The sequence below is a fragment of the Halomonas salinarum genome (assembly GCF_012062845.1).
GTDB classification, from domain to species: domain Bacteria; phylum Pseudomonadota; class Gammaproteobacteria; order Pseudomonadales; family Halomonadaceae; genus Onishia; species Onishia salinarum.
This window is the reverse complement of the sequence record NZ_WWNB01000008.1, coordinates 1-25,672: the sequence shown is the minus strand read 5'-3', so window position 1 is coordinate 25,672 and position 25,672 is coordinate 1. Positions and strand designations below refer to the sequence as shown.

22 protein-coding genes and 4 tRNA genes are annotated in these 25,672 nt (G+C 60.4%); 14 read left to right on the top strand and 12 right to left on the bottom strand.

Going from position 1 to position 25,672, the window contains the following annotated elements; genetic code table 11:
- Nucleotides 1–133: 133 nt before the first annotated feature.
- The 7 genes from clpX to HF027_RS07625 all read right to left on the bottom strand — a co-directional run bounded on the left by clpX (nt 134) and on the right by HF027_RS07625 (nt 4,355).
- A complete protein-coding gene (clpX, locus tag HF027_RS07655) occupies nt 134–1,414 on the bottom strand; it encodes an ATP-dependent Clp protease ATP-binding subunit ClpX (RefSeq protein ID WP_168014429.1) in 1,281 nt (426 codons plus the stop codon).
- 76 nt (nt 1,415–1,490) lie between these two features.
- Nucleotides 1,491–2,111: an ATP-dependent Clp endopeptidase proteolytic subunit ClpP gene (clpP, locus tag HF027_RS07650; protein ID WP_168014427.1), complete on the bottom strand. Its 621-nt coding sequence runs from the start codon at nt 2,109–2,111 to the stop codon at nt 1,491–1,493.
- Between the two features lie 119 nt (nt 2,112–2,230).
- A complete protein-coding gene (gene tig, locus HF027_RS07645; protein WP_168014425.1) occupies nt 2,231–3,577 on the bottom strand; it encodes a trigger factor in 1,347 nt (448 codons plus the stop codon).
- A 298-nt stretch (nt 3,578–3,875) separates the two neighbouring features.
- Nucleotides 3,876–3,950 (bottom strand) — tRNA-His (locus HF027_RS07640).
- Nucleotides 3,951–3,999: 49 nt separating this feature from the next.
- A tRNA-His gene (locus tag HF027_RS07635) sits at nt 4,000–4,074 on the bottom strand.
- Nucleotides 4,075–4,131: 57 nt separating this feature from the next.
- Nucleotides 4,132–4,208: transfer RNA gene (locus tag HF027_RS07630), tRNA-Arg, on the bottom strand.
- A gap of 70 nt (nt 4,209–4,278) precedes the next feature.
- Nucleotides 4,279–4,355: transfer RNA gene (locus HF027_RS07625), tRNA-Pro, on the bottom strand.
- 225 nt (nt 4,356–4,580) lie between these two features.
- On the opposite strand from HF027_RS07625, the gene folD reads away from it, so the two are divergent.
- The 6 genes from folD to HF027_RS07595 all read left to right on the top strand — a co-directional run bounded on the left by folD (nt 4,581) and on the right by HF027_RS07595 (nt 9,336).
- A complete protein-coding gene (gene folD, locus HF027_RS07620) occupies nt 4,581–5,447 on the top strand; it encodes a bifunctional methylenetetrahydrofolate dehydrogenase/methenyltetrahydrofolate cyclohydrolase FolD (RefSeq protein ID WP_168014423.1) in 867 nt (288 codons plus the stop codon).
- A gap of 140 nt (nt 5,448–5,587) precedes the next feature.
- Entirely contained in the window at nt 5,588–6,055 is a 468-nt protein-coding gene (locus HF027_RS07615) for an S-ribosylhomocysteine lyase (protein ID WP_168014421.1), read from the top strand.
- A gap of 25 nt (nt 6,056–6,080) precedes the next feature.
- Nucleotides 6,081–6,806, top strand: coding sequence for a 5'-methylthioadenosine/S-adenosylhomocysteine nucleosidase (gene mtnN / locus HF027_RS07610; RefSeq protein WP_168014419.1), 726 nt, complete (start codon nt 6,081–6,083; stop codon nt 6,804–6,806).
- A gap of 165 nt (nt 6,807–6,971) precedes the next feature.
- Nucleotides 6,972–7,910 (top strand): alpha/beta hydrolase, encoded by a 939-nt coding sequence (locus tag HF027_RS07605; protein ID WP_168014417.1) that lies wholly within the window; start codon nt 6,972–6,974, stop codon nt 7,908–7,910.
- A 19-nt stretch (nt 7,911–7,929) separates the two neighbouring features.
- Entirely contained in the window at nt 7,930–8,973 is a 1,044-nt protein-coding gene (locus HF027_RS07600; RefSeq protein ID WP_168014415.1) for an asparaginase, read from the top strand.
- Between the two features lie 126 nt (nt 8,974–9,099).
- Nucleotides 9,100–9,336: a DUF2789 domain-containing protein gene (locus tag HF027_RS07595; RefSeq protein WP_168014413.1), complete on the top strand. Its 237-nt coding sequence runs from the start codon at nt 9,100–9,102 to the stop codon at nt 9,334–9,336.
- A 25-nt stretch (nt 9,337–9,361) separates the two neighbouring features.
- On the opposite strand, the gene HF027_RS07590 is transcribed toward HF027_RS07595, so the two are convergent.
- The gene (locus tag HF027_RS07590) at nt 9,362–9,772 is read right to left on the bottom strand and encodes an SRPBCC family protein (RefSeq protein WP_168014411.1); all 411 of its coding nucleotides are present in this window, start codon (nt 9,770–9,772) and stop codon (nt 9,362–9,364) included.
- A gap of 234 nt (nt 9,773–10,006) precedes the next feature.
- Entirely contained in the window at nt 10,007–11,719 is a 1,713-nt protein-coding gene (gene olsF, locus HF027_RS07585) for a bifunctional ornithine lipid synthase OlsF (protein WP_168014409.1), read from the bottom strand.
- A 197-nt stretch (nt 11,720–11,916) separates the two neighbouring features.
- Between olsF and queC the strand changes: the two genes are divergently transcribed.
- Genes queC through HF027_RS15595 form a run of 4 tightly spaced genes read left to right on the top strand, consistent with a single transcriptional unit; the run spans nt 11,917 to nt 14,522 of the window.
- Nucleotides 11,917–12,699 (top strand): 7-cyano-7-deazaguanine synthase QueC, encoded by a 783-nt coding sequence (gene queC, locus HF027_RS07580; protein ID WP_168014407.1) that lies wholly within the window; start codon nt 11,917–11,919, stop codon nt 12,697–12,699.
- The gene (gene queE, locus HF027_RS07575) at nt 12,692–13,333 is read left to right on the top strand and encodes a 7-carboxy-7-deazaguanine synthase (RefSeq protein ID WP_168014405.1); all 642 of its coding nucleotides are present in this window, start codon (nt 12,692–12,694) and stop codon (nt 13,331–13,333) included. The genes queC and queE overlap by 8 nt, the downstream gene beginning before the upstream one ends.
- Nucleotides 13,333–14,178: a 6-carboxytetrahydropterin synthase gene (locus tag HF027_RS07570; RefSeq protein WP_168014403.1), complete on the top strand. Its 846-nt coding sequence runs from the start codon at nt 13,333–13,335 to the stop codon at nt 14,176–14,178. The genes queE and HF027_RS07570 overlap by 1 nt, the downstream gene beginning before the upstream one ends.
- A gap of 38 nt (nt 14,179–14,216) precedes the next feature.
- Nucleotides 14,217–14,522 (top strand): YkgJ family cysteine cluster protein, encoded by a 306-nt coding sequence (locus HF027_RS15595; protein WP_280730175.1) that lies wholly within the window; start codon nt 14,217–14,219, stop codon nt 14,520–14,522.
- 131 nt (nt 14,523–14,653) lie between these two features.
- Here the strand turns inward: HF027_RS15595 and HF027_RS07560 are convergent, their stop codons facing one another.
- The 3 genes from HF027_RS07560 to HF027_RS07550 all read right to left on the bottom strand — a co-directional run bounded on the left by HF027_RS07560 (nt 14,654) and on the right by HF027_RS07550 (nt 19,949).
- Nucleotides 14,654–18,556: an ATP-binding protein gene (locus HF027_RS07560; protein ID WP_168014400.1), complete on the bottom strand. Its 3,903-nt coding sequence runs from the start codon at nt 18,554–18,556 to the stop codon at nt 14,654–14,656.
- Between the two features lie 189 nt (nt 18,557–18,745).
- Nucleotides 18,746–19,384 carry a MiaE family protein gene (locus HF027_RS07555; RefSeq protein ID WP_168014398.1) on the bottom strand — a complete coding sequence of 213 codons (639 nt, stop codon included), beginning with the start codon at nt 19,382–19,384 and terminating at the stop codon, nt 18,746–18,748.
- Between the two features lie 130 nt (nt 19,385–19,514).
- Nucleotides 19,515–19,949: a DUF1289 domain-containing protein gene (locus tag HF027_RS07550; RefSeq protein ID WP_168014397.1), complete on the bottom strand. Its 435-nt coding sequence runs from the start codon at nt 19,947–19,949 to the stop codon at nt 19,515–19,517.
- Nucleotides 19,950–20,330: 381 nt separating this feature from the next.
- Between HF027_RS07550 and acnB the strand changes: the two genes are divergently transcribed.
- The 4 genes from acnB (at nt 20,331) to HF027_RS07530 (ending at nt 25,434) form a co-directional block, all read left to right on the top strand.
- A complete protein-coding gene (gene acnB / locus HF027_RS07545; RefSeq protein WP_168014395.1) occupies nt 20,331–22,931 on the top strand; it encodes a bifunctional aconitate hydratase 2/2-methylisocitrate dehydratase in 2,601 nt (866 codons plus the stop codon).
- A 344-nt stretch (nt 22,932–23,275) separates the two neighbouring features.
- The gene (locus tag HF027_RS07540; protein ID WP_168014393.1) at nt 23,276–23,875 is read left to right on the top strand and encodes a porin family protein; all 600 of its coding nucleotides are present in this window, start codon (nt 23,276–23,278) and stop codon (nt 23,873–23,875) included.
- A 182-nt stretch (nt 23,876–24,057) separates the two neighbouring features.
- Complete coding sequence (rraA, locus tag HF027_RS07535) at nt 24,058–24,537, top strand: ribonuclease E activity regulator RraA (protein ID WP_168014391.1); 480 nt, start codon at nt 24,058–24,060, stop codon at nt 24,535–24,537.
- 48 nt (nt 24,538–24,585) lie between these two features.
- Nucleotides 24,586–25,434, top strand: a complete 849-nt coding sequence (locus tag HF027_RS07530) for a glycine betaine ABC transporter substrate-binding protein (RefSeq protein WP_168014389.1) — start codon at nt 24,586–24,588, stop codon at nt 25,432–25,434.
- Nucleotides 25,435–25,672 lie beyond the last annotated feature (238 nt).

Below are 25,672 nucleotides of genomic sequence, written 5' to 3'. Positions count from 1 at the left end.
TCAATGCTCGAATGATTGAACAGGTGATGGGGGCAGCGCGCACTCATTGCAAGCGCGGGGATAGACCGCCAGGGCAAAAGAGCGCGAAAAAAAGGGGCCGCAGATGCGGCCCCTGCTTCGGAGGGGAGCGACCTTAGCCGTCCTTGCCCGCCACCTTGCCGTCTTCCTGCTGAGAGTAGATCAGCAGTGGCTCGCTTTCTCCGCGAATCACGGCGTCGTCGATCACCACCTTGGTGACTCCCTCAAGCGACGGAATCTCGTACATGGTATCGAGCAGCACCGCTTCGAGGATCGAACGCAGACCACGCGCTCCGGTCTTGCGCGACATGGCCTTCTTGGCAACGGCCCGCAGCGCTTCCTCTCGGAAGTCGAGGTCCACGCCTTCCATCTCGAACAGCTTGACATACTGCTTGATGAGCGAGTTCTTGGGCTCGGTGAGGATCTCGATCAACGCATCCTCGGTGAGCTCGGTAAGTGTCGCAATGACCGGCAAACGCCCCACGAACTCGGGAATCAGACCAAACTTCACCAGGTCATCTGGCTCGACATCGAGCAGCAGATCGCCGACACCCTTGGTTTCATCCTTGGTTTTCACCTCGGCGTTGAAACCGATGCCACCCTTCTCGGCGCGCTCGCGGATCACCTTGTCCAAACCGGCGAAGGCACCGCCGACAATGAACAGGATGTTGGCGGTATCGACCTGCAGGAATTCTTGCTGCGGGTGTTTACGCCCGCCCTGTGGCGGCACCGAAGCCGTCGTGCCTTCGATCAGCTTGAGCAATGCCTGCTGCACGCCCTCACCCGACACATCACGAGTGATGGAGGGGTTGTCAGACTTGCGCGAGATCTTGTCGATCTCGTCGATATAGACAATGCCCTTCTGTGCCTTGTCGACATCGTAGTCACACTTCTGCAGCAGCTTCTGGATGATGTTCTCGACATCTTCACCGACATAGCCCGCCTCTGTGAGCGTCGTGGCATCGGCGATGGTGAAGGGAACATTGAGCAAGCGTGCCAGTGTCTCGGCAAGTAGCGTCTTACCGCTGCCGGTGGGACCGATCAGGAGGATATTGGACTTGCCAAGCTCCACCTCGTCGCTCTTCACTTCGGCACGCAGACGCTTGTAATGATTGTAGACCGCCACCGACAACACCATCTTGGCGCGGTCTTGGCCTATCACGTAATCATCGAGGGTGTGACGAATCTCCCGCGGTGCCGGCAGGCGATCTTCATCGCTTTCAGCATCGGCCTCGAGGACCTCTTCGCGGATGATGTCGTTGCACAGGTCGACGCACTCATCGCAGATATAGACGGACGGGCCAGCGATCAGCTTACGAACTTCGTTCTGGTTCTTGCCACAAAACGAGCAGTACAGCAGCTTGCCGCTCTCGTCCTTACCTTTGCCGTCGGCCATTTGCGTACCTCTCTACGGACGGCGACCTAGCGGCCGCCGGAGTTGCATATCGTGGCTGGAGATGTGTCTCACGCTATCAGGATGCCGGGCGTTTCTCCAGCATGGCATCAATCAGACCGTATTCAGCAGCCTGCTCACCGGTCATGAAGTTATCACGATCGGTATCCTTGGCGATGGTCTCGAAATCCTGACCGGTATGATCGGCAAGGATCTGGTTGAGGCGCTTACGGATACTGAGAATTTCCTTGGTATGGATCTCGATATCCGAGGCCTGACCCTGGTAACCACCCAGCGGCTGGTGAATCATCATGCGCGAATTCGGCAGGCAATAACGCTTGCCGTTGGCACCACCGGCCAGCAGCAGCGCACCCATGCTCGCCGCCTGACCGATGCACACAGTCGAGACGTCAGGCTTGATGAACTGCATGGTGTCGTAAATCGACATACCCGCCGTGACGGAACCACCCGGCGAATTGATGTACAGGTGGATGTCCTTGTCCGGGTTCTCGGACTCAAGGAACAACAGCTGCGCTACCACAAGGTTAGCCGTGTAGTCTTCCACCGGCCCAACCAAGAAGATCACACGCTCCTTGAGCAGGCGCGAGTAGATGTCGTAGGAGCGCTCACCGCGTGCGCTCTGCTCGACCACCATCGGCACTAAGCCGCCAGCGTTTTGAATATCGAACTCGTTGCCCATTGTGTGACGTCCTTCATCCTGAGACTGGATTTTGACCCCGCCAACGCGGCGTCATGAAGACAGTAAAGCATGACTGGCAGCCAGACCGAAGCCTGACTGCCAACGACTGTTGTCGCCAATCACGCCTTGGCGTCTTCCTCTTCTTCCTCAGCGGCTTCTTCCTGCTGCTGAGCCGCCTGCAGGGCCTGCTCGTAGGACATCTCGACATCCTTGACGGTCGCCTGATCAAGCAGTACTGCGACAGCCTTCTCTTCTAGAATCGACGATTTCAGCTGATTCTTGAGCTCATCATTGCTCATGTAGTAATCGATGACCTGCTGCGGGTCCTCATACTGCTGAGACAGTTCCTCGACCTTGGCCCGGATCTCATCGTCAGATGCATCAGCCTCGTGGACCTTGATGACTTCCGCCAGCAGCAGACCGACCTGAACGCGGCTCTTGGCCTGCTCGGCGAACAGTTCGTTGGGCAGCTGAGAAACATCGAAGTCTTCACCCAGACCAAACTGCTGAGCAGCCTGGCGCTTGAGCGCATCGGTTTCCTGCTGAACGAGGGCCTGCGGCGCCGGGATGTCGTTGACCTTCTTCAGCGCATCGAGCACCTGCTGCTTGACGCGGTTATCGACAGCCTGACTGGCTTCACGCGTCATGTTCTTCTTGATCTCGGCATGGAAGGTATCGATATCACCACCTTCGACACCAAACTGCTTGATGAAGGCCTCATCGATCGCCGGCAGTTCCTGTGCGCTGACCTTGTGGACCTTGACCTTGAAGGTCGCTTCCTGACCCGCCAGGTTCTCGGCCTGGTAATCTTCCGGGAAGGTGACCGTAATCTCTTTCTCGTCGCCGGCCTTGGTGCCCACCAGCTGCTCTTCGAAGCCGGGGATGAAGCTGCCGGAACCGATCACCAGATCATGGTTTTCAGCACTGCCGCCTTCGAACGGCTCGTCGCCCAGGAAGCCCTGGAAGTCGAGAGTGACCTGGTCGCCATCTTCGGCGGCACGATCGACTTCGGCCCAGCTGGCATTCTGCTTGCGCAGGGTCTCGATCATTTGCTCGACATCAGCATCAGTCACTTCGACAACCGGGCGCTCAACTTCGGCACCTTCAATGCTTGCCAGCTCGACTTCTGGATAGATTTCCAGCGTCGCGACAAATTCAAGATCCTTGCCGCTCTCGTTCACGGTCGGCTCAATCTCGGGGTAGCCCGCCGGGTTGAGGTTTTCCTGAGTGATAGCTTGAACATAACGCTCACGCATCACTTCGCCCACCACTTCATTGCGCGCGTCTTGGCCGTAGCGCTGACGGATCACAGCCATCGGCACCTTGCCGGGGCGGAAGCCATTCAGGCGCGCACTCTTGGCGGTGTCCTTGAGGCGAGACTCGACGGCCTGATCGATCTCGGCCGCCGGGACTTGAACCTTAACGCGACGTTCGATCTTGGAGGTCGGTTCGACGGAAACTTGCATGAATAGTCCTCTACCACTGGGGCGTTCGAAAAAAGCGTTGAATGATCAAAGGGGATCAATTCTAAGAACCCCGATGCACGCTGGCAAGCGCGATGCCATGACTATGGGGGCGCGATGCACTGTTACAAGGGTGCGGGAGCAAAAAACCTATCCACCCGAAGCCCAAATGACATACAGCGCCGGCCTGGCCTTGGAGAAAAAGCCACATTACAAAACATAGACATGACTTTGAGACTCGAACCCATGGGTCACGAATCTTGATAGGAGGGGAAGGTAAGATACAACAAGAAGGACGTCATGGGGTGGATGATGGGGATCGAACCCACGACCACCGGAACCACAATCCGGGGCTCTACCACTGAGCTACATCCACCACGACTTGAACAGCGAAACTGAATACTACGATCATGCAGCAGACGACATGGGGTGGATGATGGGGATCGAACCCACGACCACCGGAACCACAATCCGGGGCTCTACCACTGAGCTACATCCACCATATCGGCTTGCTTAACCAGGTACTTGCCTTGCTGCAGACCACTTAAATTGACAAGTGGCGCGCCCAGCAGGGCTCGAACCTGCAACCTACGGCTTAGAAGGCCGTTGCTCTATCCAATTGAGCTATGAGCGCATTCTAAAGCCTCTAGACTCCTGCATGCAACGCTAGCCAAAAATTTTAGAAGAAAAATCAATGACTTGAATGGTCGGGATGGAGGGATTCGAACCCCCGACATCCTGCTCCCAAAGCAGGCGCGCTACCAGACTGCGCTACATCCCGATATCATATGTTGCACCGCATTGACGCGACTTCCTCTCGCCTCAATGCGGAGCGTATTCTACGCATCCTTGCCCGCTGGTCAAGCCCTTAGCGCACACTCTTGCAACAAGCATGCTTTGACTCGAGGCCAGCACATGCGAAAATTGGCGCCATTACTCTTTTGTCGCCCGCAGCAGGTACGCCCCACCCCAACGTCCTGCCGCCTTACCTTCTAGGGAAACACCGATGACCGCCCAGCTGATCGATGGCAAGGCTATTGCCGCTCAAGTTCGTCAACAGGTTGCCCGCCAGGTAGAGGCCCGCCGCGAATCCGGCGCACGCAGGCCAGGGCTGGCCGTGGTGCTGGTCGGAGAAGACCCGGCATCCGAAGTCTATGTTCGCCATAAGCACCTCGCCTGCGAAGAAGCCGGCATCTTGTCTTTTCGCCACCATCTGCCGGCGAATACTACCCAGACCGCTCTTGAAGCCCTGGTCGACGAGCTGAATGCGGATAACCGCGTCGACGGCATTCTGGTGCAGCTGCCATTACCCGAGCACCTCGATCCACGGCCAATCCTTGAGCGCATCCTGCCTGACAAGGATGTCGATGGTTTCCACCCTTACAACCTCGGCCGACTGGCTCAGCGCATGCCACTGCTTCGGCCTTGCACACCCAAGGGTGTCATGACGCTGCTTCAAAAATCCGGCATCAAGGTGCGCGGCCTGGATGCAACCATCGTCGGTGCTTCCAACATCGTTGGCCGACCGATGGCACTGGAGCTGATGTTTGCAGGCTGCACCGCCACTGTCTGCCATCGCTTCACCAAGGATCTGGAGGCCCAAGTGCGTCGTGCCGATTTGCTGGTGGTGGCCGTCGGCAAACCGGGGCTTGTCAAAGGCGAGTGGGTGAAAGAAGGCGCCATCGTTATCGACGTCGGCATTAACCGCAATGATGACGGCACACTGATCGGTGACGTGGAATTCACTCCGGCCGCTGAGCGCGCCAGCTACATCACGCCGGTACCCGGGGGCGTAGGGCCGATGACGGTCGCCTCACTGCTTGAGAACACCCTCTACGCCGCCGAGCGTCATGCCCCCATGAAGGCCGAATAACCTCCCAGTTGAAGACCAACCCGTAACAGCGGCGCGGCCCATGCGCCCGACGTCGCCTTGGGTTAGAATCTACTCTTTTCGCCCCAAGGCTTTCGTACATGGGGCGACACACATCAATTTGTACCACGAGGTCAGGTGACATGAACGACCAGAAGATGAACGTCGAAAGCTTCAATCTCGACCACACCAAGGTCAAAGCGCCCTATGTCCGCCTGGCTGGCGTGACCGTCGGCCTGCATGGCGACGAGATCTACAAGTACGACATGCGCATTTGTCAGCCGAATCAGAACCACATGGACATGCCGGGGTTGCACTCTCTGGAGCACCTCATGGCTGAGATGTCGCGCAACCATACCGACAAAGTCGTCGACATCAGCCCGATGGGCTGCCAGACCGGCTTCTACTGGGCGATGATCAACCATGATGACTACGATGGCATCCTCACGCTGATCGAGAAGACCCTCGAAGATGTTCTGGAAGCTGATGAAGTGCCGGCCTGCAATGAAATGCAGTGCGGCTGGGCCGCCAGCCATAGTCTTGACGGCGCCAAGGAAATCGCCCGCGGCTTTCTCGCCAAGCGTGACGAATGGCAGCTGATTTTTGAGTGATCCGATGACCGGAGCGACGCACGTAATGAGCAAGATTGGCATCATCGGCGCCATGGCCGAAGAGGTAGCCCTACTGGCCTCACGTCTGGAGGATAGCCGGACGCGTCACCATGTGGGCTGCACGTTCCATACCGGACGCCTTCAAGGCGTCGAGGTCGTGATCCTCCAATCCGGCATCGGTAAAGTGAATGCTGCTGTCGGTACGACCCTGCTGCTCGACGTGTACAAGCCCGACGTGGTCATCAATACCGGTTCTGCAGGCGGATTCGGCGAAGGCCTCTCCGTGGGTGATGTCGTCATATCATCCGAAGTGCGTCACCACGATGTGGATGCTGTCGTGTTCGGCTATGAGCACGGCCAGGTGCCCAAGATGCCGGCAGCCTACCTTCCCGATAAAAGGCTGGTCGAAGTCGCCAGGGAGTGCATCGAATCGCTGGGCGAGCTGCGGGTCGTCGAGGGACTGATCGCCACCGGCGATATCTTCATGGCCTGCCCGGACGCCGTGTCGCGCACGCGCGGTCGCTTCCCGACCATGCTCGCCGCCGAGATGGAGGCCGCGGCCATCGCCCAAACCTGCCACCTTTATGGTTGCCCTTTCGTGATCATTCGCGCCCTGTCGGACATCGCCGGGCAGGAGTCGAACGTCTCCTTTAAATCCTTCATCGATCAAGCCGCGCGGCATTCGGCCCAGATGGTAGAAGCGATGGTCGCCCAGCTCGGCGCAGTAGAGAGCACACCCGAGAGTGCTTGAGACGCAAATCGCTCAGTGACAACGCTCATTTCAAGAAAGGCGCCATCAAGGCGCCTTTCTTGTTTTCAGCCCTGGCACCCATAGAGCTCATCCCCAGCACAAACCTATACAAAACTGAATCAAACATTATACAGTGAGCATTTATCGGCTGACGGAGCCCATGCAATGCATGCCATTTCACGGCTGACTCGATACCTGACCGCCATGCTGCTGTCACTACTGGCGGTTGGATGCAGCAGCTATCCGCTTGGCTTCGAAGAGACTCTTGCGGTCGCCGACACCCGACGCCTCGATGCCTTGACGTATTCGCCGCCGGACTGGCCCGAGGCCCTGCAGGCAGACATCCATATGCCGGCCACGGCGAGCAATGACCTGAGGCCTGCCGCCCTGGTGGTACATGGAGGCGGATGGCAGCGTCGCGATCGCCACGACATGGACGCCATCGCCGCTCGCCTGGCGGAGCGCGGCTACGTGGCCATCAATATCGACTACCGCTTTGCCCCCACCTATCGCTTCCCCGCCCAGGTCCATGACCTTCAACAAGCAATGCACTGGATACATGACCAAGCTGGGCGATTTCGGATCGATACCGGCCGCATCATCGGCGTCGGCTATTCCTCCGGCGCCCATCTGATTAGCCTGCTGGCCGTGCTTAAGGCAGACAATTCCCTCGACAGTCCCTATGGCGGCCCGGAGACACGACTTGCTGGCGTGCTGGCCGGCGGCACGCCGACGGATCTACTGACGTTCGACGACGGCCGATTACTCACCGACTTCATCGGTGGCACACAGGCTGAATATCCGGCTCGCTATCGCAAGGCTTCACCGCTGCACCAGCTTGGCAATAATGCACCGCCCTTCTTTCTCTTTCACGGCAACCTGGACGGCCTGGTGCCGGTCGAGCAGGCCGAAGACTTCCACGCGGCACTTGGCGAGCGCGACATTGCCAGCGCGCTTTATCGGCTCAAGCTGCGCGGCCATTTCACCACCTTTCTCACCGCCGGTACGGCCATCGAGCAGGGACTCGATTTCCTTGAGGAGCAGCTGGCACCTACCCCGGCCACAACGCAGGCCGCATCGGTTATCATGACACCCTCACCGTAACTGATGTCAGGAGTCTCCCATGCATGCGTCGCGCCCCCCGCTACTGGTCATCTACACCGGCGGAACCCTCGGCATGGTCGAGACGCCTTACGGCCTCGCTCCGGGCGAGCATTTCGAGACACGGCTACGTGATGCCCTTAAAAGCCTGGCGCCGGCAAAGCGCGCCATCCTACCCGACTTCGACTTCCTGGCAACCCCGACAACCATCGACTCCAGCAGCGCTTGCCCAGCCGACTGGCAGAGCCTCGCCGCACTGATCGAGGATCACCAGCAGGCTTATTCGGGCATCGTCATACTCCACGGCACTGACACGCTGAGCTGGACCGCCAGTAGCCTGGCCTTTCAGCTCCAAGGCATCGACAAACCCGTCGTGGTCACGGGTGCCATGCATCCACTGGAATCCAAGGGGAGTGATGCCCTTTCAAATATCGAAGGCGCCTTGCGCTTCGCCGCCCTACCAGCGCTTCAGGAAGTGGCCCTCTACTTCGCAGGGTGCTTACTGCGAGGCGTACGTGCCCGCAAATGGCAAACACAGGCCGAGGATGCCTTCACCAGCCCCAACTATCCTCTCCTCGGCGAAATGGTCGACGGTTTGTCGGTACTCTATCCCGGCCGCGGCCTTGGCGAACACCAGCGGGGTGCTCAGCGGTTCGAGCTCCCGGACTACTGGGCACTAGGCCCATCACCGGTGGTACGGATTGCGCTTTGGCCGGGCATCACCGCACGACAGCTTGGCGCACTACTGCTCGACGATACCGTCAAGGGCGCACTGCTCGAAGTCTGGGGGGGAGGCAATATCGCCGACGACCCGGCACTCATCGAGGTGTTGGCCCAAGCCAACGGAGAAGGCAAGTTGGTGGCGGCCATCAGTCAATGTCCGCATGGGCGCATCGAGATTGGTGCCTATGCGGCTGGCCAGGGGCTTGCAGACGCAGACGTGCTGTCTGGCGATGACATGACCCCCGAGGCCGCCATGACAAAGCTGATCCACCTGCTGGCCAAGCCATTGAGCGACGCAGACAGGAAAAGGCAGTTCCTGACCAGCCTTACCGGAGAGCGCTGATCAACGCCTGCCACACAGCGCAACACGAGGATCACATTCAACGCCGTTGGCATGGCAAGATGAGCGCACCAGGTGCTTGAAATACGGGAAACGTCCAAGACGGTTTCCGCCACAAGGAGACAGACCATGGAACACGCCGTACACCCTTTCAGTGAACTCTTCGAACAGCTCGGCCTGCCTGCCGACAACGCCTCTATCCAGGCGTTCATCGAGCAGCATGCACCATTACCCGACGACGTGGGTCTGGCCGAGGCCCCCTTCTGGAACCGGGGGCAGGCAGAGTTGATTCGCGGCTCTCTGGAAGAAGACGCTGACTGGGCTGAGGTGGTCGATCAGCTCAACGCTGCACTACGCAAGGGATGAGCCAATAGAAGCTGAGTGTGGCGGGTCATAGCCGCGCCTCGACTCGCTCAAGGATCTGACGACTGACTTTGTTCACCAGGGGACGGGCCGCCTTGTTGACGGCCCTTTCCAGCAGGCGATTCTTGATCTCGTAATCAAGCGTCAGCGTCACTAGTGTGCCCTCGGGTACTGGCGTCAGCCGATAACAGCCCTGATTCTGCACCCCATCGATCGACTCCCATGCCAAACGCTCCGGCGCGCGAGACTCCGTGATCGCCACATCAAAGGCCCAATCGACGCCAACCGCCCTGACATACCAGCGATAACGCTTATCACCCAACGATTCGATGGATTTAATCAAATCGGAGTAGTCCGCAAAGTCTTCGACACGTTCAAGTAGCTCGAAGACCCGCTCCGGCGTCGCCGGCAATGTCGCGCTATGTTCGATGGTGGCCATATCGAGATCCTGTCGCTGGTGCGCACAAACCCTGAGGGTAACCAGCTCACCTCGCCAAGACCAGCCTTCAACCGCTAACGGCGCATCGCCTCCAGCGAGCGACCAACCCATCACACTCAAGAACATGACTTGGCTCGTCGTGCTAACCACCCTCGTCGACTCGTTGTTTGACCGACCTGCGCGTCCCACCTTCTCCAAGCGCCGCTTTACTGCATCATGACCAAGCGACCAAGGTCACTCGCCCAGATATCGCAGCCGCTTTTTTGCCTTTACCCGGGCAACTTCTACCCGTACCAGGCCATCCACGCAGTAACCGAAGTCGGCATCGACGCTGAAATCCAGAAACTGTACACCACCGGGTAAGCAAAGATCGGTGTAATGCTTATAGAGGGCCGGCACTGTCACGCCATGCATGCCTAACTGTCGCTTGAGTATCTTGAAGTCGGCCGCCACATCATCGTGGCAGAACAATACCTTAGCTTCGTCCGCAACGGCTGAAGATACACGGAATGGCGCACGAGCTCGCACGCCGACGTCTCTGGTACCGTAATAATGCTGGAAGAAATACACCAGCAGCTCCAGTGCGGCACGCGGAATGGCATTGGATAGCGATACCGGCCCGATCATCCAGGCGATCGACGGGTTGGCTTTCAAGTAGGCACCGATGCCATGCCACAGCAGATCCAGGCTGCGACGCCCCCAGTACCTGGGCTGCACAAAGCTGCGCCCAAGCTCGATACCCTCACCGACGCTTGCCAACCAGTTCTCTGAACAGTCGAACAGTGACGCCGAATAAAGACCTTCGACGCCATGCGTGTTCAATACGCCATTGACTCTTGTCAGGCGGTAGGCGCCAGCGATCTCCATGGTCTTGTCGTCCCAGACCAGCAGATGCTGATAATGACGATCATAGTCATCCAGGTCGCGGCTCTCACCGGTCCCCTCACCCACCCGCCGGAAGGTCAGCTCACGAAGTCGTCCCAGTTCACGCATCACCACGGAATCCGCGCGATACTCGTGCAATAGAATCCGCATGCCCTCCTTGGTCGTTCCCAGACACTGCGCTTCCTCCAGCTCGGCACGCAACGCCTGGCGCGGCTCCGGGTGGGCGATCGGCCGCTCGGTCTCGAACAGCGGTGTCTTGTTCCTGGCCAGCCGATAAACATGCTTGCGTAACAGTTTGAGCTTGGTGCGATTGGCCAACCCCGGCAAATCGAAGCGGGTCAGGGGAATAGGCTCGCCGACACGGATCGGCAGGTCCATGGCGTGCTTCTTGAACATCTCGTTGACCAGCAGCAGACCGCCCAGTGGCCGGTAGATCATCGACAGCGAATAGAAAAGTGCCGAATTACGTCCGCCTATATGCACCGGCAGAATCGGGGCATTGGTCTTGCGGGCCAGGTGCAGGAAGCCGCTGAGCCAAGGGCCATCTTTAATGCCGGCGGGCCCCGCCCGAGATACCTCGCCCGCGGGAAAGACGATGACCGCCTGCTCGGCCATCAGCGCCTCGCTGCCGGCGCGGGCGGTCTGGCGGTAACCCTTGCCGGTCAGGTTATCGACGGGCAGCAACAAGGGGCGCAGCGGCACGAACTCCCAGAGCAGGTCGTTGACCATCACCTTGACGTCTCGGCGCACCTCACCGACCAACTTGAGCAGCGCCAGGCCATCCAGGGTGCCCAGCGGATGGTTGGCGACGATCACCACCCGCCCCTCACTCGGGATGTTGCAACGCTCACGTGCCGAGACCAGGTAACTGAAGCGGAAGTGCTCCAGAACATGATCGATGAATTCGAAGGGGCCCGCGTCCTGGTGCAATGCCAGGAAGTCATTGACTTCATCCTCATGCATCAGACGGCGCAACAGTCCCATGGCGGGCTGGCGCATCACGGCCGCGCGGCTATTGAACGCAGGGTATTTGTCATCAATCAGGCGTTCTATATCGAGCATCGGGGTCTCCTCCGGTGTTCTCGATATCCTGCACATCCGTCATGACGTGACCATGTCGAACGCATGTCGACGCAGTGACAACCGCCCGCTATGGCCAGCAACGCTGGCAATCTCTACAATGCGCAACTCGCCCGGACCGGATCCCGGGCGTCCGCGCCGCCAGGCCGGCCGTAACAAATTCTCCGAAGGAACTCCCCATGACCTCCTCATCAGTCCCCCGTGCCGTGGTGATCTACTCCGGCGGCATGGACTCCTATACGGTGCTGCACCGGGCCCGCCGCGAGGGTTACGAGCTCCACGCGCTCTCGTTCAATTACGGACAGCGTCACGCACGCGAACTCGATACCGCCAAACAGGTATGCGAGGAGCTCGGGATCGCCCATCAGATCGTCGATATCCGCGCCATCCATGGCCTGATCGACAGCTCCGCCCTGACGGACGCCTCCCAGGCACTGCCTGGCGGTGACTACGATGCCGACAATCTGAGCGCCACCGTGGTGCCGAACCGCAACATGATTCTGCTGTCGCTGGCCATTGCCCAGGCGGTAAACATCGGTGCCGACCGCGTCTTCTATGGCGCCCACGGCGGCGATCATGTGCTCTACCCGGATTGCCGGCCGGAGTTTGTCGAAAAGATGAACGCCGTCGCCGCCATCGCCAACTTCTCGCCGGTGACCATCGAGGCGCCCTACCTGCACAAGGGCAAGGCCGAGATTCTGGCCGACGGCCTCGCCATGGGACTCGACTACGCCAAGACCTGGACCTGCTACCTGGGCGCGGCCCTAGCCTGTGGCGACTGCGGCAGCTGCCGCGAGCGCTTGGCTGCCTTTGCGCACCACGGCCAAGACGACCCGTTGGAGTACGCCTCACAGCGCCCGGGAACTGGCGCAAACGCCAACGCGCCAGCTCAGGCCGATGCCGCCGCAGACAGAAACAAAGACCCGAGCGACGGGCCTGTCGAAGGACCGAGCCATGTATAGCGTCAAGGAGGCCTTCTATACCCTGCAGGGCGAAGGGGCCCGGGCCGGCCGTGCCAGCGTCTTCTGCCGCTTTGCCGGCTGCAATCTCTGGTCGGGGCGCGAGAAGGATCGAGCGAGTAGCGCCTGCCGCTTCTGCGATACCGATTTCATTGGCACCGACGGTCAGAACGGCGGTCGCTTTCATGACGCCGATTCGCTTGCCGATCATCTGGCGACCCTGTGGCCAGATGTACCGGGCGGGCGTCGCTATGTGGTGTTTACAGGCGGTGAACCGCTGCTACAGCTGGATACGCCTCTTATCGAGGCCCTGCATGCCCGCGGTTACGAAATCGCCGTGGAGACCAACGGCACGCTGACGCCGCCAGCCGGTATCGATTGGCTATGCGTCAGTCCCAAGGGCAACACCACCCTCGCCATCACCGCTGGCAACGAGCTCAAGCTGGTCTTTCCGCAACAGGATGCCCCGCCCGCGCGTTTCGACGGGCTCAACTTTGATTATTTCTATCTGCAACCCATGGACCTTGGACCACTGGGAGGTGACGGCAACACCATGGCCGATGTCGTCGACTACTGCCTGGGCGCCCCCCAATGGCAGCTCTCACTGCAGACTCACAAGATTGCGGGGATCGACTGATGACGCTATTCGTCAATGGGCTGACTCAGCTCGACGCCTCGCTGTGGTGCCCTCACCGCGGTCTCATCGGTGTCAGCTGGCAGGTCAGTGCCGAGCTCGACGGTGAGCTGGGCGAGGATGGCATGCTGTTCGACTTTGGCCACGTCAAACCGTGGATCAAGTCGCGGCTGGATGACGGCGCCGACCACACCCTGATCGTTCCCATTGACGCACCAGGTATAACGGTCAGCGAATGTCCCGAAGGCCTCGCCATCCGCGCCACCACCCCCTACGCCATGGAGGTGCGCGGCCCGCATCAGGCCTTCACCCTGGTGCCCGCTGCACAGATCAACCCGTCAGACCTCGCCGAGCGCTTCGCCGAGGAGATGATGCGCCAGCCACCGCCGCGGGTCAGTGCGATACGCCTGAGCTTTCAGGATGAACCGCTCTCTGGTGCTGCCTACACCTACAGCCACGGCCTGCGCCGCCATGACGGCAACTGCCAGCGCATCGCCCACGGCCACCGTTCGCCGCTCCATATCTGGCAGGACGGCATTCGCGCTCCGGCACTTGAGGCCGAATGGGCCGAGCGCCTGGCCGATCGTTACCTGGTCGATAAAAGTGATATCGAGGATAACCACGAGCTGACGGCTCAGGGGATGCTGACAACCCGCTACCGCGCGCCCCAGGGCGACTTCTTCCTGATGCTGCCCCTTGAGCGCTGCATGATCCTGCCAACCGCCACGACCATCGAGCAGATCGCCGCCTGGCTCGCCGATGAGATAACCCGTGAAACCGGTCAAGTGACGCGCGTTCAGGCCTTCGAGGGCATCGGCAAGGGAGCCATCGCGGAGCGCACCCCATGAGCCGATTGATTGCCAGCCGCAAGGTCGCTTCCGACGCCATATCCGAAGCGACGCAAACCGATGCTGCCCCACCTGCAGGCACCGACCAGGCCGAGGGCGGTTGTCGGCCTGGCTGTGGGGCCTGCTGCATCGCGCCCTCGATCAGCTCCCCCATTCCTGGCATGCCGAGGGGCAAACCGGCAGGCGTTCGCTGCGTGCAGCTCGATGACGACAACCTCTGTCGACTGTTCGGTGACCCCAGTCGACCCGCCGTCTGTGCACGCTTCGATTTTGACCCTGAGCTCTGCGGCGACCATCGCGACCAAGCGCTGGAGCGAATCGCCGAGTGGGAAGCCCTGACGTGACGTAGTAGTACGTTACATAGTCGTGCTTTACATAGCGGTACTTTCACGCCCGACACAAAACGGCCCATCCGCCAAGCAGATGGGCCGTTTTTCTTTCTATGCCGGAGAGCGCTACTGACGCACCTGACCGACTAGCTTTCGGCGCGGGCCGGTGCTGCCAGGCGATGATCCAGCAGTGTTCGCCAACGCATGAGCACCGGTGCATCGCTGATGCTGACCACACTTAACAGCTGGCGGAACGCCTCTTTCGCGGCCAGGTCCTGCGGGTCGACCAGCGTCAGCCACAGTTCCAGCGCATTCAACTGTTGATGGAGGTTATCGTGCTCGCGGGCCTGCTCCAGCGCCTGCTCGGTCAGACGACGCACTTCCTCGACCGGGTGCCCCAGTCGCTGGCGAACACGCGCCAGTTGAAGTGCCAGCTCAGGCATGTAAAGCGAACTACGCTCCTGTGCCACCAGCAAGCACTGATCGAGATAGTCTTCGGCCCGCTCGAACTCTTCACACGCCACCAGGGCATCGACCCACCACAGCATCGGCGTCTGGTAGCGATGACGCCCTGAGATAGCATCGAACTCTTCCATGCAGGTCTCGATCACCTTGAGCCCCTCACGATCTCCCGACAAGGCACGCTCCCAGCCCAAAAGGCTCTGCGACGACATCTGCCACAGGTGCAGGTCCGGGGTGCCGGTCAGCTCGAAGGCACGCTGCGCACGCCGACTGACCAGGTGAACATGCCCCAGCTGGCGATAGACGGCAGCGGCATACATCAAGGCCATGGCAAGTGAACCGGGATGGTTGAAGCTTTCAGCAAGGCGGATCGCCGCCTCGGCCTGCGCCTCGGCCCGGCGATAGTCGCCTCGCAGGCACAATGCCCAGCCCTGATAACAGGCAGCGGCCACCTGGGGGTGATCCGAGAACGGCAGCCATTCGATCATCATCGGCTGGTGAAGGGGATCGACCTCTTCCAGGTGAGCGCACGCCTGACGAATGCTCCCCGCCCAATATTCGCAGCAGGCTCGCGCATAGTCGGCCAACCTCAGGTAGCGTGGGTCCTCGAGACGCGCCGCCAGCCCCGCCAGCTGTGACGCCAGCGAGAAGGCATCGGCGTGGGCGTGGCGCTGACTGCAACCGACCCAGAGCCCCCACTTGACCAGAAAGCGCTGCTCAAGGTCGGCCTCGTCATCGGCCTGATCCTTGTCGGATGCCTGCTGGGCAGAAAGCAGGTCCCGCGCTCGCACGAAGCACTCATGGGCCGTTGGCGAAGCATGACCTTCCATGGCGAAGGCCGCCTGGCCACGCACCGTCAGCAGGCTTATCTCGCGCTCGGCACAATCCTCGACCTGGCGCAGGCTGGCCAACCCCTCGTCGGCCATTTTGAGCGCCGTCCGATTGGCACTGACCTTGAGCGCCTCGCGGGCAGCCAACTCGAAGTAGCGGGCGCCACGCGCGTAATCGCCACTGCGACGCAGGTGGGTGGCAAAATCGCCGGGATGGCGACTGATCCAGATCGGGAAGCGCTCTTCGATGAGACTGACCACCTGGCGATGAATGGATACCCTGACATCGCGCGGGCACGACAGATAAGCGGCTTCCTGCAACAGTTGATGGCTGAACTGGTATTCGCACTCGGAGGAAGACGTGCAGGGCTCGATCACTTCAAGGCGCAGCATCTGCTCCAACGCCTGCTTGAGCCTTACGGATTCCCAGCCACTGCATTCCATCAGGAAGTCGACGCGGAACTGACGCCCCAGCACGGCCGCGATCTGGGCCACTTCACGATCGGCATCGAGCTGATCGATCCGGCTCGCCAACAGCCCCAGCAAGCCTTGCGGCAACTCGTCGATCTGCACACTGCGACCTTCCCGGCGCTCCATATCCAGGCGACGGCAGATTTCCTGCAAATACAGCGGTACGCCATCGCAGCGCTCGATCAGCTGGTTGCGCAGACGCGGGCTGAGATGCAGGTGATAGCGTCGCGCCAGCTGCGATAACAGATTGGAAGACTGCTGATTGTCGAGACGCCCCAGCGTGATCTGCTGGTCCCAATGAAGCTTGGACGGCAACGACTCGCGACCATGGTGGCTTGCCACCAACAGCAATGGGCAGTTGATCGGCAAGCGGGTCTGCAGGGCAGCCAACAGCTTGTAGGAAGGCTCATCGAGCCACTGCAGGTCATCGAGCATCAGCACCAGCGGACGGTCCTGAGTCAGATCCTCGATCAACTGCTGCAGCAACCGCGCCACCAGCTCGACCGCTTCACCGCTCTGCGTCAGATCTGTCTCATCGCTGTGACAGATCCCCAGCGCCTCGGCCAATAGCCGGCGCTGGTTGTCATCCATTTCAAGCGCCGGATGCCCCGCCAGCACCTCATCCAGCAGCGACTCGCTCAGCTCTTCTTTCAAATGCCAACGCAGCAGCATGCGCGCCACACTGTAGGGCGTCTGGGCTGCCATACGTGTGGCGGGCTGCCAGCAGATGGCCGCTTCACGGCTTTGCTCGAGCTGGCGAAAGGCCACCATCAGGGCCGATTTACCCATCCCCGAGGGACCACGTACCAAGACGCTCTGGCGCAGCCCAATGCCGGCCCGAGCCAGCGCATCGCGCAGCTTGCGCAGATCCGACTCGCGACCCACGAGGCTTGGCGGCAAGGCATCGCGACCGCCTTCATTCTCTCCAAGAACCAGGGCGCGCAGCTGAATCCTGCCGTCGCAGGTCACTAGCCGCGAGGTAAGGCGCGGCTGAAGATCAAGCGCCGGTGGCATGTGCTGGCTGGATTCATGAGAAATCACCAGCTCACTGCCATCGGCAGCGCTCATCAGGTCCAGCGAGCGCTGGGTGACCTGGCCCAGAGGGTCCACCAACTGACGCTCGGGCACGTAGACCACTCGGCCGCTATTGAGCCCGGCCGCCAGCGTGAATGTCGGCGTGTTGCCTTCGCCGGACCAGCGACGCTGACTTTCCTCGGGCAGCGCCGTACGGCAGTGTTCATAAAGCGCGACGAGTTCCGCAAGCTGATGCGCGGGACCATGGGTGCCAAAGCAAGCGAGGCCCAGCCCACCGGTCGCACCGGTCAGCCAGAAACCGCCCAGATGATGGCACTGTTCCTCCAGCCAGCGGAGGAGTTCGATCTGCAGACGCAGACAGGCACAGGTCTCGGCCCGATCCTGCCAGTCACCTTCGAGCTTCAGGCGGATCGCCATGACCGACAACTGTCGCTGCTCGATTTCATCTTCCTGAAGTGGCGCGCTATCGGCGGCCACAGCCCTTGAAAACGCGCCCTGATGCGTGATCGGTGACAGTTCCGACTGGCTTTCAGACCAGTAGCGTGCCAGCTGAAGAAAACTGAGTTCAGGCTGTTGCCCGGACAGCGCCAGCAGCTGCAGGTAAGCGTTGTATTCTTCATGCGCGGCCGCCAGCTGGCCCTGTTCGGCCAGCTGACGCACCAGGCACTCATGAAAAGGGCCATAGCCAGAAAAACGGCTGACCAGAGTGCGCAGCAGCGACTCAGGAACATCGTCATGTTCGTCGATGACCGTCTCTGCGAAGGCGATCACCCGCTGTCGCCACTCGTTGCGTACCTGCAGGAGCCAGCGCTGGAATTCTGAGCAGGAAGAGAGCTGCAATTCCTCGACAAGATCGCCGCGATAGGCGTCGAGAATGGCCTCCAGGTTGGGGATGCTGGCTACCCCATCGAGCAAGTCTTGCAGCTCATGCAGATCGAATGCCCAGCTCTTGGGCAGCTTGAAGGCAATCGTCTGGCGAGAGACCACCAGCACCTGATCGGCTTCGTCACCCAGCGACTGGCGAAGACAATGCAGCGCATGCCGCAAGTTGGTACGCCCGGAAGACAAGCCCTGATCCGGCCATAGTAACTCGGCCAGCGTCGCCCGATTGACCGGCTGATCATGGAGCAAGAGATAGACCAGCAGCGCCTTGACCTTGTCATAACTGAACTGGGTCAGGCAGTCCTCACCCAGATTCAGTGAGAAGTGTCCAAAAAGCGCTAACTGCTCGTTGACTGAGGGTTCCCGCATCGTGTTGGTTCCTGCGTTATTATCCTGCTGGCTCGGACAACTACGACACCCTTACGCGAAGCGAGCCTGCCGAACCTGTAATTATGTTTACGCGGCTGCGTTTCGTCCCCGACATTCCCCACTGGGCTGCACTATTTGTTGCGCTGACCCTCACCCTCTTTTGCTTGCTCGTCGAGCGCGTATTGGCCGTCAGGCGGCGACAGGAACACCACTGTGGAATCGGAACACCTCATCCGGTTCACATATCAGCTGGCGTTCACAGTCGGCAAAGAACGCAATGCGCGCATCCACGTTCGTATCACCGGCCTCTGCGGCATAGCGACGGGCCAGCATCAGGTAATCTTCATAGTGGCGACCTTCTGACTTAACCAGACTGCGATAGAACTTGGCAAGCTCGGCATCGAGATGAGGGATCAGGCGGGCGAATCGCTCGCAACTGCGCGCCTCTATATAGGCACCGATAATCAGGATATCCACCAGGCGTTGCGGATCCTCGCGGCGAACATGGCGACGCAACCCTTCGGCATAGCGCGACGCGCTGAGATGGCGATACTCGATGCCACGCGATTCCATGACGCGAATCACCTGCTCGAAGTGCAAAAGCTCTTCTCGCGCCAGCTGCGACATCTTGGTCAACAGCAGCGGACGGTCGACATAGCGATACATCAGACTCATCGCCGTGGAGGCGGCTTTCTTCTCGCACTGGGCATGGTCGATCAGCAGCAGATCCGGGTGCTCAAGCGCTGCGTCAATCCAGGTGTCCGGGGTCTCGCAGGCCAGGAAATCCCGCAGTTCGGCGGGTAAAAGGTCATCCACAGTTTCTTGCATCGTTTCTCTGATCGTTAGTGAAAGTGAGTATTCAACGCGTGCGCATTCGAATAGTGAAACAGGCTAGGTAACAAGCACAACACAGGATGGCGTACAAAGTGTCGTAAAGAAGGCCAAGTCATGACCGGCATCAAGTTGAGGAAAGGCGGCGTGCCTCGGCCGCCTCCATCAGGCGCGGCACCAGCATGGCATGCAAGTCGGCCGGTGAAAGGCCAGCGCCCTCGCCCACCGTCTCGAGCCCGTACCGTGACAGGTCACTGATGCGATGCCGCCCCACCCGCAACAGCTCAACGGCCTGAGAAAGCGGCGGCTGATCATCACGATGACGAATGCCGTGGCGTTCGAGCTGGGCCTTTAGCATGTCGGCATCGACCACTCGCAGAAGCTCGCCCGCCACCGCCACGCGCAGCGTATCCAACTCGACAAGGCGCAGATCGCGCTCATCAAAGTCATAGGCCGGCCAGTCGCGAATCTCATCGGCATGACGCTGACACCCCCGGCAGACATCGTCACCCACCGTTGTCGAACACAGACCGACGCAGGGCGAAATGATTCGGCGTGTCATGGCTCTCCTTATTGGCTGCCCACTATCGTATTGCTGCCCGCCATCTTACCCGGCTCGATAAGCCCACGACACTCCAGCCGGTTTTATCGATGTCGGGATACGCGCTTATCAAGGCCCTTGTATCGGGCGCTATTCACCTCGCATCCAAACGAGCAGCGCATTTACTTTTTTCCATGATCTAGCCCCAACCACCAGCACACGACCAACGTACAAGGCCTGGCAGCAGGGGCTTGCTTAACATTGTCGACAAATTCACGTACACTTTATTGCCTCCCGCAAGACGCATAACGAAAGTCCCGGAGCACCTCGATCGACGACCGTCACACATCAAGTGTCGTCAAAAGGCCCGCTCTGGAAGATCAACTTGATGAGGGTCCCTCCGTGCTTGAAGCCTATCGCCAACATGTCGAAGAACGCGCCACTCAGGGCGTGCCGCCCAAGCCGCTGAATGCCGAGCAAACCGCCGAACTGGTCGAGCTGTTGAAGAACCCGCCGGCCGGCGAGGAAGAGTTTCTGCTTAAGCTGCTGACCGATCGCGTGCCGCCGGGTGTCGATGAAGCCGCATACGTGAAGGCCGGCTTCCTGACCGCCATTACCAAGGGCGAAGCCGAATCTCCGCTGATCGACAAGATCCACGCGGTCAAGCTGCTGGGTACCATGCAGGGCGGCTACAACATCGTTTCACTGGTCGAGCTCCTCGATGACGAGAGCCTGGCGAAGGAAGTGGGCGAACAGCTCAAGCACACCCTGCTGATGTTTGATGCCTTCCACGATGTGGAAGAGCGCGCCAAGGCGGGCAATACCGTGGCCAAGGACATCATCCAGTCCTGGGCCGAGGCCGAGTGGTTCCTGGCCAAGCCTGCGCTTGACGAGAAGATCACGCTGACCGTCTTCAAGGTACCCGGTGAGACCAACACCGACGACCTGTCCCCGGCACCGGATGCCTGGTCGCGTCCGGATATGCCGCTGCATGCCAACGCCATGCTCAAGAATCCGCGCGACGGCATCGAGCCGGAAGTGCCCGGCACCACCGGCCCGCTCGCACAGATCGACGCAGTGAAGGCCAAGGGCTACCCGGTCGCCTATGTCGGCGACGTGGTCGGCACCGGCTCCTCGCGCAAGTCCGCCACCAACTCGGTGCTGTGGTTCTTCGGTGACGACATTCCCAACGTGCCCAACAAGCGCGCTGGCGGCTTCTGCTTCGGCGGCAAGATCGCCCCGATCTTCTTCAACACCATGGAAGACTCCGGCGCCCTGCCCATCGAGATGGACGTCGAGAAGCTCGAGATGGGCGACGTCATCGATGTCTACCCATATGAAGGCAAGGTCTGCAAGCACGGCACCGACGAAGTGCTCACCACTTTCGAGCTCAAGACCCAACTGATCCTCGACGAGGTACGTGCCGGTGGCCGTATCCCCCTGATTATCGGCCGCGGCCTGACCACCAAGGCACGTGAATCGCTGGGGCTGCCCCAATCCGACGTCTTTCGGCTGCCGGAGCAGCCGGGCGATACCGGCAAGGGCTTCACCCTGGCCCAGAAGATGGTCGGTAAGGCGTGCGGCATGACCGGCGTTCGCCCGGGCATGTACTGCGAGCCCAAGATGGCGACCGTGGGCTCCCAGGACACCACGGGTCCAATGACGCGTGACGAGCTCAAGGACCTGGCGTGTCTCGGCTTCCAGGCCGATCTGGTGATGCAGTCCTTCTGCCACACTGCTGCTTACCCGAAGCCGGTCGACGTGGACACTCACCACACCCTGCCCGACTTCATCATGAATCGCGGTGGCGTCTCGCTGCGGCCGGGCGACGGCATCATCCACTCCTGGCTGAACCGCATGCTGCTGCCCGACACCGTCGGCACCGGCGGTGATTCCCACACCCGCTTCCCGATGGGCATTTCCTTCCCGGCGGGTTCGGGTCTGGTGGCCTTCGCTGCCGCCACCGGCGTGATGCCGCTGGACATGCCGGAATCGGTACTGGTGCGCTTCAAGGGCAAGCGCCAGCCGGGCGTGACCCTGCGTGACCTGGTCCATGCCATTCCCTACTACGCCATTCAGCAGGGCCTTCTGACCGTCGACAAGTCCGGCAAGAAGAACGCCTTCTCCGGTCGCGTACTGGAAATCGAAGGTCTCGAGGACCTGACCGTCGAGCAGGCTTTCGAACTGTCCGACGCCAGCGCCGAGCGCAGTGCTGCCGGCTGCACCATCACCCTGGGCGAGGACTCGGTTACCGAATACCTGAAGTCCAACATCACCCTGCTCAAGTGGATGATCGATGCAGGCTACGGCGACCGTCGTACCATCGAGCGCCGCATCCTGGCCATGGAAGAGTGGCTGGCTGATCCGAGCCTGATGCGCGCCGACCAGGACGCCGAATACGCCGAAGTCATCGAGATCGATCTCGATGCCATCAAGGAACCGGTGCTGTGCGCCCCGAACGACCCGGACGATGCGCGCCTGCTGTCCGAAGTCGCCGGCCGTCAGATCGATGAAGTCTTCATCGGCTCGTGCATGACCAACATCGGCCACTTCCGCGCCGCCGGCAAGCTGCTCGAGAAGCAGCCCGCGGGTAGCCTGAAGACCAAGCTGTGGCTGGCACCGCCGACCAAGATGGACCAGCACCAGCTGACCGAGGAAGGCTACTACGGCATCTATGGCCGTGCCGGCGCGCGCATGGAAATGCCGGGCTGCTCGCTGTGCATGGGTAACCAGGCACGTGTGGCACCCAAGTCCACCGTGGTATCCACCTCGACCCGTAACTTCCCCAATCGCCTGGGCGACGGCGCCGACGTCTTCCTCGCCTCCGCAGAGCTTGCTGCAGTGGCAGCGGTCGAGGGTCGTCTACCTACCGTCGAGGAATACCAGGGCTACATGAGTGAGTTCGATGCGATGGCAAGTGAAATCTATCGCTACATGAACTTCCATGAAATCGAGGAGTTCCAGAAAGCTGCCTCGAACGTGATTCCGGTCGCTGAAGCCTGAGACCGAATCACCCTTAAATCGCCGATGCTCGCAACATCGCCGGTTCATCCTGCTGAAGAGGACATTACGTCCGAATCAGCCGACATGACCCGGAGTCGATGACCGAAGCGCCCCGCTCTGCGGGGCGCTTTTTTGTGCAGCAAGCGTTGATGGCAACAATGCTCAAACCAATGTTTGCAACAAAGGCTTACCTCTCGTTACTTCACCACCCTTGTTATCGAACAGTGTTCTACTTATATTTCACCCATCGACTCGCTATCACGTCACTCCCTTGGGTTCCCCGGTGAGGCGGGACGCAATCACCGCTCCGGTCTCCCTCAGATACCGTCATCAAGGAGAAGCTCATGAAACTCCGCACCCTGATTACCGCCTCCGTCGCCACCGGCCTGTGTGTCTCGGCCCCGGCCGTGCTCGCCGCCCCCAATGCCGATGGCCTCTACCTGGGCTTGGGCACCGGCTTCAGCTCATTGGAAAACGACCGCGATGATGTCGATAACTTCATCGAGTCCGGCTCTGAAGACTTCTCGGTCGATGATAATGACAACGTCTTCAAAGGGTTTGTCGGCTATGAGCTAAACCCGTATTTCGCCACCGAAGTGTTCTACGCCGATCTGGGCCATACCCGCCTCGAAGGCAACGACATCGCCAATACCGACCTTGAGTCCAGCGCCTATGGCGTTAACGTAGTCGGCCAACTGCCACTTACTCCCTGGTTTACCGCCTTCGCCAAGGCCGGCGTGGCAGAGTGGAAAACCGATGTCGATGGCAACCTCGGCAATACCAATCTGGATCTCAAGGATAACGACGGTACCGACCCGGTCTATGGTGTCGGCGCCCAGTTCAACTTCGATCCCTTCCTGGTGCGTGCTGAATACGAGCGCTACGACATGGACAGCGACTACAAGATCGACACCTTTACCGCCTCGGCAGGCATGCGCTTCTGAGGCTGTGACGCGCACAAGCCAGCAAAACACCAACAAGACGCCGGGCATCGACCCGGCGTTTTTGTACCCTACCGTCAATTCCCTTAGGCTCTGGACGAAAAATCAGCGAGCGGTGGTAGTTTTCACAGGCCGCTTGGGTCACGGTTGTGACACCATCGACATTTACGATCAAGGAGAGCCTCATGACGTCAATCGTGACGCCCGATATCTGCGACGCCCATCCCGAGGTCGATGTACTCGAGCCCATTTTCGTCAATATTGGTGGCCGTGAGGCCTTCGGCGGGCCCATACGGACCGTCAAGTGCTTCGAGGACAACTCCCGGGTCAAGGAAGCCGTGGCAGAGCCAGGCGATGGCGCTGTGCTGGTGGTAGATGCCGGCGGCTCGATGCGTTGTGCAATGCTTGGCGACATGCTCGCCGAACAGGCGTCAAGCAACGGCTGGGCGGGCGTGGTGATGTATGGCTGCGTGCGCGACGTCGATGTGCTGGCCGAGACCGCACTCGGTGTACAGGCCATCGGCGCCCATCCCCGCAAGAGCGAAAAGCGTGGCGAGGGCCAACGCGATATCGCGGTGACCTTCGCGGGCGTGACCATCGCGCCCGGGCAATGGCTGTATGCCGACAACAACGGCATCATCATCGCCAAGGAACAGTTATCATGAGCGCCTAATAAAGTGCTTCCCCTGGATGTTGTTGCTGGAGACAGTCAGATGCATGTCCGTTCCCTGCTCGTTTCTACCGGCCTGCTGCTCGGCGCCGTCAGCCCCCTCGCACAAGCAGACAGCCTGCGTCTTGGTATAGGCGAATGGGCCACCGGCCAGGCCAGCACCTATGTGTTGAAGACGGTCCTTGAAGACGCTGGCCACCAGGTGGATATCAGCTCGGTGAGCCTGGCCGCCATCTGGCAAGGGCTCTCGGTCGGCGAGCTGGATGCCTTCACCGGCGCCTGGCTGCCGGTCACTCAGGCCGGCTACTACGAAGGCAAGGCCGACAAGGTCGAGGACCTCGGCCCCAACCTCACTGACGCCCGCGTCGGGCTGGCGGTGCCGAGCTACGCAGACGTTACCTCGATCGCCGATCTCGCTGCTGACGGGGAGACGTTTGGCCAGCGCATCCATGGCATCGACCCGGGCGCCGGCATCATGGCACTGACCGAGCAGGCAATGGACGCTTACAATATCGAGGACTGGCAACTGGTCACGGGCAGCGATGCGGCCATGAGTCAGACGCTCGAGACCGCGATGTCTCGCCAGGAGCCGATCGTCGTTACCGCCTGGGCGCCGCATCCGGTCTTTTCGGGTCATTCGCTGCGCTATCTCGACGATCCTCAGGGCCTCTATTCAGGGGACGAGCAGATCCACACCGTGACCCGCCAGGGGCTCGCCGAGGAGAAGCCGGAAATCACCGCCATCCTCGACCGCTTCCAGTGGAGCCGCGCAGACATCGAGGATTTGATGGCCGCCAACCAGGCCAACGGCGACTACGAAGCCAATGCCCGGGCCTGGGTCGACGCGCATCCGGAAATGGTCGCTACCTGGCTCGGCGAAAACGACGACTGACACCAGCATGCTGCATGATCGGGTAGGGGCCGGGGTTCCCCCCGGCGCCCTCCCACACCACCGTACGTACCGTTCGGTATACGGCGGTTCATGAAGAACGGCTAAGCCCTTTTACCGTATCAAGTACCGAGATCAGGCCTTGCTGCTCAAGCCACCTCCGCGGCAGGGCCTGATTCATGTGCGAGGCACCGGCATTCCACCAAGGGCCTCGCCCATTTCCCGTTGACATCCTGGCGTG

Bases quoted from the DNA above. Each gene is read 5' to 3' on its own strand.
- HF027_RS07550 (WP_168014397.1), bottom strand. From the start codon at position 19,949: ATGACACGCCGAATCATTTCGCCCTGCGTCGGTCTGTGTTCGACAACG.
- HF027_RS07570 (WP_168014403.1), top strand. From the start codon at position 13,333: ATGACGCTATTCGTCAATGGGCTGACTCAGCTCGACGCCTCGCTGTGG.
- queE (WP_168014405.1), top strand. From the start codon at position 12,692: ATGTATAGCGTCAAGGAGGCCTTCTATACCCTGCAGGGCGAAGGGGCC.
- olsF (WP_168014409.1), bottom strand. From the start codon at position 11,719: ATGCTCGATATAGAACGCCTGATTGATGACAAATACCCTGCGTTCAAT.
- HF027_RS07540 (WP_168014393.1), top strand. From the start codon at position 23,276: ATGAAACTCCGCACCCTGATTACCGCCTCCGTCGCCACCGGCCTGTGT.
- HF027_RS07595 (WP_168014413.1), top strand. From the start codon at position 9,100: ATGGAACACGCCGTACACCCTTTCAGTGAACTCTTCGAACAGCTCGGC.
- tig (WP_168014425.1), bottom strand. From the start codon at position 3,577: ATGCAAGTTTCCGTCGAACCGACCTCCAAGATCGAACGTCGCGTTAAG.
- clpX (WP_168014429.1), bottom strand. From the start codon at position 1,414: ATGGCCGACGGCAAAGGTAAGGACGAGAGCGGCAAGCTGCTGTACTGC.
- HF027_RS07530 (WP_168014389.1), top strand. From the start codon at position 24,586: ATGCATGTCCGTTCCCTGCTCGTTTCTACCGGCCTGCTGCTCGGCGCC.
- HF027_RS07600 (WP_168014415.1), top strand. From the start codon at position 7,930: ATGCATGCGTCGCGCCCCCCGCTACTGGTCATCTACACCGGCGGAACC.
- HF027_RS07590 (WP_168014411.1), bottom strand. From the start codon at position 9,772: ATGGCCACCATCGAACATAGCGCGACATTGCCGGCGACGCCGGAGCGG.
- HF027_RS07560 (WP_168014400.1), bottom strand. From the start codon at position 18,556: ATGCGGGAACCCTCAGTCAACGAGCAGTTAGCGCTTTTTGGACACTTC.
- mtnN (WP_168014419.1), top strand. From the start codon at position 6,081: ATGAGCAAGATTGGCATCATCGGCGCCATGGCCGAAGAGGTAGCCCTA.
- folD (WP_168014423.1), top strand. From the start codon at position 4,581: ATGACCGCCCAGCTGATCGATGGCAAGGCTATTGCCGCTCAAGTTCGT.
- HF027_RS07615 (WP_168014421.1), top strand. From the start codon at position 5,588: ATGAACGACCAGAAGATGAACGTCGAAAGCTTCAATCTCGACCACACC.
- rraA (WP_168014391.1), top strand. From the start codon at position 24,058: ATGACGTCAATCGTGACGCCCGATATCTGCGACGCCCATCCCGAGGTC.
- HF027_RS07605 (WP_168014417.1), top strand. From the start codon at position 6,972: ATGCATGCCATTTCACGGCTGACTCGATACCTGACCGCCATGCTGCTG.
- clpP (WP_168014427.1), bottom strand. From the start codon at position 2,111: ATGGGCAACGAGTTCGATATTCAAAACGCTGGCGGCTTAGTGCCGATG.
- queC (WP_168014407.1), top strand. From the start codon at position 11,917: ATGACCTCCTCATCAGTCCCCCGTGCCGTGGTGATCTACTCCGGCGGC.
- HF027_RS07555 (WP_168014398.1), bottom strand. From the start codon at position 19,384: ATGCAAGAAACTGTGGATGACCTTTTACCCGCCGAACTGCGGGATTTC.